General features: G+C 29.2%; 6 protein-coding genes (1 of these 6 running past the window's edge). 5 read left to right on the forward strand and 1 reads right to left on the reverse strand.

What is annotated here, in order from left to right; genetic code table 11:
- The first annotated feature begins 45 nt into the window (after positions 1–45).
- The 4 genes from AC2A4K_RS00475 to AC2A4K_RS00490 all read left to right on the forward strand — a co-directional run bounded on the left by AC2A4K_RS00475 (position 46) and on the right by AC2A4K_RS00490 (position 3,649).
- A complete protein-coding gene (locus tag AC2A4K_RS00475) occupies positions 46–489 on the forward strand; it encodes a hypothetical protein (RefSeq protein WP_322505406.1) in 444 nt (147 codons plus the stop codon).
- Between the two features lie 345 nt (positions 490–834).
- The gene (locus AC2A4K_RS00480) at positions 835–2,001 is read left to right on the forward strand and encodes a glucose-1-phosphate adenylyltransferase (RefSeq protein ID WP_322505405.1); all 1,167 of its coding nucleotides are present in this window, start codon (positions 835–837) and stop codon (positions 1,999–2,001) included.
- Between the two features lie 30 nt (positions 2,002–2,031).
- Positions 2,032–3,138, forward strand: a complete 1,107-nt coding sequence (gene glgD, locus AC2A4K_RS00485) for a glucose-1-phosphate adenylyltransferase subunit GlgD (RefSeq protein WP_322505404.1) — start codon at positions 2,032–2,034, stop codon at positions 3,136–3,138.
- A gap of 64 nt (positions 3,139–3,202) precedes the next feature.
- On the forward strand, positions 3,203–3,649 hold the full coding sequence (locus AC2A4K_RS00490; protein WP_322505403.1) for a VanZ family protein: 447 nt from the start codon (positions 3,203–3,205) through the stop codon (positions 3,647–3,649).
- Positions 3,650–3,757: 108 nt separating this feature from the next.
- Here AC2A4K_RS00490 and cls read toward each other — a convergent pair whose 3' ends face one another.
- A complete protein-coding gene (gene cls / locus AC2A4K_RS00495; RefSeq protein ID WP_322505412.1) occupies positions 3,758–5,200 on the reverse strand; it encodes a cardiolipin synthase in 1,443 nt (480 codons plus the stop codon).
- Between the two features lie 449 nt (positions 5,201–5,649).
- On the opposite strand from cls, the gene AC2A4K_RS00500 reads away from it, so the two are divergent.
- Positions 5,650–7,035, forward strand: partial view of an AbgT family transporter gene (locus tag AC2A4K_RS00500; protein ID WP_322505402.1) — the 5' portion only. 171 nt of this gene lie beyond the right edge of the window; only the first 1,386 of its 1,557 coding nucleotides appear in the window; its start codon is at positions 5,650–5,652; its stop codon lies beyond the right edge, outside the window.

The raw sequence follows: 7,035 nt of genomic DNA on the forward strand, positions 1-7,035 counted from the left end.
TCTAGAGAGAAAAATCATATTAATCCATATATGGGGGTGGATAATATGATAAGGACAATAGTATGCCAAAGAGAAGGATGTAATGGAAATGCTTTTTATATAAATAGTCATGATGGGGAAATGAGTATTGTATGCAGAGAGTGTAATAGTGAATATAAGTATGAAATAGAAAACAATTCACTTTTAATGCTTTCTAATTGTTCAAGTTGTAATAATGATACTTTTAAGGTTTTTAAAGATACGGAGAGTAATAATATATATGCTAAGTGCATGGTTTGTGGAAATCCACCAGAAAATATTTTTGTTGATGCTGACGGAAATCAGATATCTTATGAAACTAAAGTTTTAAATGATGTAAAGGATATTGTTTATAGAGTTGAGCAAAGAATAAACAATCTTGAAAGAGAGGTTGAAAATCTAGGAAGTGGTCAAGTTTTAATTGAACAGTCTGTAGCATATATAAATCAATTTTTATCAGAGGTTAAATAATAATTTTAATAAAGTAATTTAATATTTTAAGTTATTAATAAAGTTAATAATTTACTAGAAAAATTTACATTAAGGAAAAACTTGTCTAATTAATTTGAGTTTTTTTTTGAGTACTAGAGATTTATAAGATTTCTAGTACTCTTTGTTATTAAAATATTTAATAAAACTTTATGTAGATTAAATTTATTTTTTAAAAAATATTTGAATAATTTAAAATAATTAACATTTTAGATTAAATAATTATAAATTTCCTTTATTTAACTATTAAAGTTAAAGTAAAAGTGTGTTATAATTTAAATATCCATTTAATGGTATAAAAGGGGATATATTGGGAGGAAATAGCTTATGTCAAAGAAAGAAATAGTTGCAATGATATTGGCTGGAGGTCAAGGCTCCAGGTTAGGCGTGCTAACTAAGAATTTAGCGAAACCAGCAGTACCTTTTGGAGGAAAATATAGAATAATAGATTTTCCATTAAGTAACTGCTCAAATTCAGGGATTTATACTGTTGGGGTTTTAACACAGTACAAACCTTTAGAATTAAATGAACACATTGGTATTGGGGACACATGGGATTTAGACAGAAGAGATGGAGGAGTAAGCATTTTGCCTCCATATCAAAAAGAAAAAGGTGGAGATTGGTATAAGGGGACAGCCAATGCAATCTACCAAAATATTGAATTTATTGAGAGATATAATCCAGAATATGTGCTTATTCTATCAGGAGACCATATTTATAAAATGGATTATGATAAAATGTTACAAATGCATAAACAGAAAGAAGCTGATGCAACAATTGCTGTAATAAATGTTCCTATGCATGAAGCTAGTAGATTTGGAATAATGAATACAAATGAGGATTTATCAATTTATGAATTTGAAGAGAAACCAGAACATCCAAAGAGTACAAATGCTTCAATGGGAATATATATTTTCAATTGGAAGGTTTTAAAGAAGTTCTTAGAAGAGGATGAATTAGATCCAAATTCAAGTAATGACTTTGGTAAAAACATAATTCCTAAGATGTTAAACTCAGGTAAGAGACTTATAGCATATCCATTTAAAGGGTATTGGAAGGATGTTGGAACTATAGATAGTCTATGGGAAGCTAATATGGACTTATTAAAACATGAAGATGAATTAAGTCTTTATGATAGTGAATGGAGAATATATTCAGCTAATCCTGTTAGACCGGCTCAATATATTGGAAAAGATGCAGAAATAAAATCATCTTTAACAGTTGAGGGATGCATAGTTCATGGTAAAGTAGAAAACTCAGTTTTATTCCAAGGTGTTTATGTAGGTAAGGGTGCAGTAATTAAGGATGCTGTAATAATGCCAAATACCGTAATTGATGATGGAGTTTTAATAGAGAAAGCTATTATAGGTAGCGAAGCTGTAGTAGGCAAGAATTGTAAAGTAGGTAATGGGGATGAGATTGCAGTTATAGCGTCAAAGGAAGTTGTTATAGGAAACAAAGAAGTAATCGAAGAATGTGCTATGGTAAAGTAAGTAGAAATATATGAGAGGGGGAACGAGTTTATGAATAATTGCATAGGGATAATAAACTTAGATGAGAATGAAAGCAGAATGGGAGAGTTAGTTAAAAATAGACCTTTAGCGGCTGTACCTATTGCTGGTAGATATAGAGTTATTGATTTTATACTTTCTAATATGACAAATGCAGGTATAGAATCTTTAGGTATTTTAAGCAAAAATAAATCACGTTCATTAGTTGATCATTTAACCAATGGTAGACCATGGGATTTACACAGAAAAAGAGATGGATTAAGAGTATTTAATTTTGGTGAAAGAGAACCATATTATGATGATATAACAAACCTTTATGAGAACTTAGACTTCTTAACTAAGAGTAGAAGAGAATATGTTTTTATATCACCATCATATATGATTTGTAATATAGATTTGAAAGAAGCTTTAGAATATCACAAGAAAAATGATAATGATGTAACTGTAATATATAAAAGAGTTAATGATGCTGATTCAAATTTTATTGATTGTGATGTTTTAAATTTAGATAAAAGTGGATTTGTAAAAAGTGTAGGAAAAAATTTAGGGAGAGAAGAAGAAGCTAATATAAGCATGGGAATGTATATATTAAGAACTGATCTTCTAATAGAAATAATATATGAATGTATAAGACAAGGATCACATAGAAAGTTCAAGAGTTATGTTAATGATTCCTTAGATGAATTAAAGGTTAGTGGATTTGAATTTAAGGGTTATTTAAGTTGTGTTAATTCATTGAAAGCTTATTATAAAGCTAATATGGACTTATTAGATGGAGGGGTATATAGAGAGTTATTTATAAATAATGCTCCTATATATACTAAGTCTAGAGACGAAGGACCGACTCATTATACTAAAAATAGTGATGTAACTAATTCAATAATAGCTAATGGCTCTTATATTGAAGGTAAAATAGAAAATTGTATAGTAGGAAGAAGAGTATACGTAGGACCTGATGCAGTTATTAAGAATTGTATTATAATGCAAGAAACTGTTATAGGGGAAAATGCTCACCTAGATAAGATAATAACAGATAAAGCAGCAGTGGTAAAAGATGACGAAAAAATAGTAGGTCTTGAGTACTGTCCTATGGTTTTAAGTAAACCCAATATAATATAAACTTGCAATAAATCATAGCATCATTTAAATTTAACTTATATTAGAAATAAGAAGAGGAGATGCTATGGATTATAAGAAAAAGAAAATAATTGCATGGAGTTTAATGGTATTTTGGATGGCTTTTATATTCTTCATGTCTAATCAACCAGGAGATGTTTCTTCTAAACAAAGCGATTTTGTAGTAGTTTTATTAGACATGCTAGGAATAGATTTAAATAGTCGTTTCGGTGATTTATCAACATTAATCATAAGAAAGGGTGCTCATTTTACTGAATATATGATACTTTATTTCTTAGCTTTTAATCTTTTAAGATTATATATAAGCAAGAAAAAAGCATATATTTGTTCATTATTCATAGTATTTGGGTATGCTTGTACTGATGAATTCCATCAATTATTTATAGAGGGAAGAAGTGGTCAGTTTAAAGATGTGCTGATAGATACATCAGGAGGAGCCTTTGGCATGGTGTTAATTTATTTAAAAAATAAGTTTTGCACAAAAAAAGCTTAAACTTAAAAAGCCTCAAATATATCTTTTAAATATAAAAAGTTTCTTTATGTAATAAACATATAAAGAAACTTTTTTTATATTGTATTTAAGATAGTAATGATAGTTTTATTAAAGTAAGGCTGAAAAAATTCTAGTAACTCCTTCAACAAACTTATCAAACTTAGTTGCTTTTTCATATTCATCAATCTTAAAGCGTCTACACTTAAGTAAATCTTCAAAGAATAAGTCATCTAATTTAGAAGTAATTCCTTCATCATATATAACAGTATTTATTTCGTAGTTAAGTTCAAAACTACGAATATCCATGTTAGCTGTTCCTAAAGTGCAGATTTCACCATCTATTGTCATTGTTTTAGCATGAATAAATGAATTATTATCATAGAAATAAACTTCTATTCCACAATCCATAAGTTCAGTTAAGTAACTTTTAGAAGCTTTATTAACCACAAAGTGATCTGATTTTTCAGGAAAAATAATTTTTACATCAACTCCACTTAAGGAAGCTATTCTAAGAGCTTCTATTATACTTGGAGGTGGTACGAAATATGGTGTTGTTATATAAATATTTTTTCTTGCTATCATAATCATTTTTAATATACTTTGCATTATTGCTGGGAATGTTGAGTCGGGACCACTCTTAACTAATTGCATTAGGACTCTTTCATCAGCAACTGTATTTTCTGGAAAGTATTTAGAAAATTCCTTATCATAAAAAGTATAACTATTATTAGCCTTTTCTATGGTTATAAAATCATCTAAAAATACGGCTTGAAGTGCTAATACAAAATCACCTTTAACCATTAGGTGAGTATCTCTCCAATAACCGAATTTTTTATTTTTACCTAAATACTCGTCACCTATGTTTATTCCACCTAAAAAGCCAACTTGCCCATCTATAACAACTATTTTTCTATGATTTCTATAGTTAATTTGAGTATTTATCATTTTAAGAAGAGGAGCTAAAAAGTATGAATACATAACAACAGAGACTCCTGCTCTTTTTAGTTCTTTAACATAGCTTTTCTTTAATTTGCTTGCTCCTACTTTATCAATTATAAATCTAACCTTAACACCCTCTAGAGATTTCTTAATTAAAATATCCTTAATTTCATTGCCTATTTCATCACTATTTACTATGTAGTATTCAAGGTGAATATGATGTTTAGCCTTAAGAAGTTCTTCCTTTAAATCTTTAAACTTTTCAGTACCATCTTTATATATTTTTATATCATTATTTATAAAGATAGGAGAATCACTATTAAAAGCCAAGAGTTCCATTAAAGGAACATATTGTTTTTCAGGATATTCATCTAAGATTGGACTTATTAAATCCTTAACTTGAGGATTGATTCTATCATTAAGTTTGTGCCTTTTCCAGTTACGACCTAAAAAGATATAAAGTATTAATCCGATTGGAGGCAATAATGTTAATATTAATAGCCATGCTATTGTCTTCTCAGGCTGTTTTCTTTCTAGTACAACAATTATAACGGATAAGATTACATTTAGTATAAATGCTATAAATAGAATTGTAGTTGAGTAGTTTATAATAATCCCTCCTTTATGAATCTCATACTAAATCTTATTGTAACATTAATTATCTCAATAACTAATACTTTCTAAACAGTTTTTATAAAAATATAGTTAGAGATACCTTATCAAAGTGAAAATAACATATTTTAATAGGTAAGCTTAATTATTAAGAAATATTATTGATAACAAAAATATATTAATAAAGTTTTAATAATGAAGGTATGTTATTTAAAGAGTATTTTATCTTTAAACCATTGAAAATACTTCACTACAATGAAGTGGGAAAGTTTTTGAAAATATAGCTAAATTATTAATATTATGTTATATAAGTATAACTTTATTGAAATATTAATAATAAATGATATAATAAATTACAAGATAAATAAAAAAGTAATTTTATTGTTGATGGAATTATAATAATAAAAAGTGAAAAGTATTAATTTATTAAAAAAGGGGGGCATATAGATATGAAAGCTACAAAGGAAATAAAACAGAAAAAAGGCGGAATTTTAGGTTTCATAGAAACTGTAGGTAATAAATTACCTCATCCAGCTACTATATTCGTAATATTATGTGCTGGTGTAATAATTTTATCTCATGTTTTAGCATCACAAGGGGTATCTGTTACTTATGAAGGAATAGATAGAGCTACAAACGAAATAAAAGAGATAACAGTTTCAGTACAGAGTTTATTAACTCCAGAAGGAATAAGATATATATTTGAATCATTGATAACTAACTTCACAAGCTTCGCGGCTTTAGGAACGGTTTTAGTTGCAATGTTAGGGGTTGGAGTTGCAGAAGGAACTGGTCTTATAGGTACAGCTTTAAGAAGATTAGTTTTAAAAACTCCAAAGAGCTTAGTTACAGTGGTTGTAGTATTTGCAGGGGTTATGTCAAGTATAGCTTCTGATGCAGGTTACGTTGTTCTTGTACCATTAGGTGCAGTAATATTTATGAGTTGTGGAAGACATCCAATAGCTGGTATAGCAGCTGCCTTCGCAGGGGTATCAGGTGGATTCAGTGCCAACCTTTTCCCAGGACCAGTTGATGCATTATTAGGTGGTATGACTACTGAGGGTGCTCGTATGATTGATCCAACTTACTCAGTATCACCAGTAGGAAACTGGTATTTCATAATAGCTTCAACATTTGTAATAACTTTAATAGGTACTTTAGTTACTGAAAAAATAGTTGAACCTAGGTTAGGTAAATATAAAGGTGCATTAATAGAAGGCGATGAAGATGCTATGAAGCCTCTTGATAAGAAAGAAAAAAGAGGATTAAAATTCGCAGGTTTATTCGCTCTAGTGGGTATTATAATAATAGGCGCTTTAGTTGTCCCAGCTAATGGTATATTAAGAAATCCTGAAACAGGAGAAATCTTAAGCTCACCATTCATGAACTCAATAGTTGTTTCTATAGCATTCGTATTCTTACTAGCAGGTGTTGGATATGGAATAGGTGCAGGAAAGATAAAGAGTGATAAAGATATAGTTTCTGAAATGAGTAAGACAATGTCTACAATGGGATCATATATAGTGTTAGTATTCTTTGCGGCTCAATTCGTAGCTTACTTTGGAAAATCAAACTTGGGTACTGTAATAGCTGTTAAGGGAGCGGACTTCTTGGGATCAACAGGAATACAAGGTATACCTCTATTAATAGGATTTGTAATTGTAACAGCATTTATAAACTTATTCATGGGATCAGCTTCAGCTAAGTGGGCAATTATGGCTCCGATATTTGTTCCAATGCTAATGGGTGTTGGTATAAGTCCGGAAATGACTCAAATGGCATACAGAATAGGTGACTCAACAACAAATATCATATCTCCACTTATGACTTACTTT

The sequence above is a fragment of the Clostridium sp. LIBA-8841 genome, from assembly GCF_057782475.1.

What these genes read in the sequence shown, in the direction of transcription:
- AC2A4K_RS00475 (WP_322505406.1), top strand. Translation starts at nt 46, where the DNA reads ATGATAAGGACAATAGTATGCCAAAGAGAAGGATGTAATGGAAATGCT.
- AC2A4K_RS00480 (WP_322505405.1), top strand. Translation starts at nt 835, where the DNA reads ATGTCAAAGAAAGAAATAGTTGCAATGATATTGGCTGGAGGTCAAGGC.
- glgD (WP_322505404.1), top strand. Translation starts at nt 2,032, where the DNA reads ATGAATAATTGCATAGGGATAATAAACTTAGATGAGAATGAAAGCAGA.
- AC2A4K_RS00490 (WP_322505403.1), top strand. Translation starts at nt 3,203, where the DNA reads ATGGATTATAAGAAAAAGAAAATAATTGCATGGAGTTTAATGGTATTT.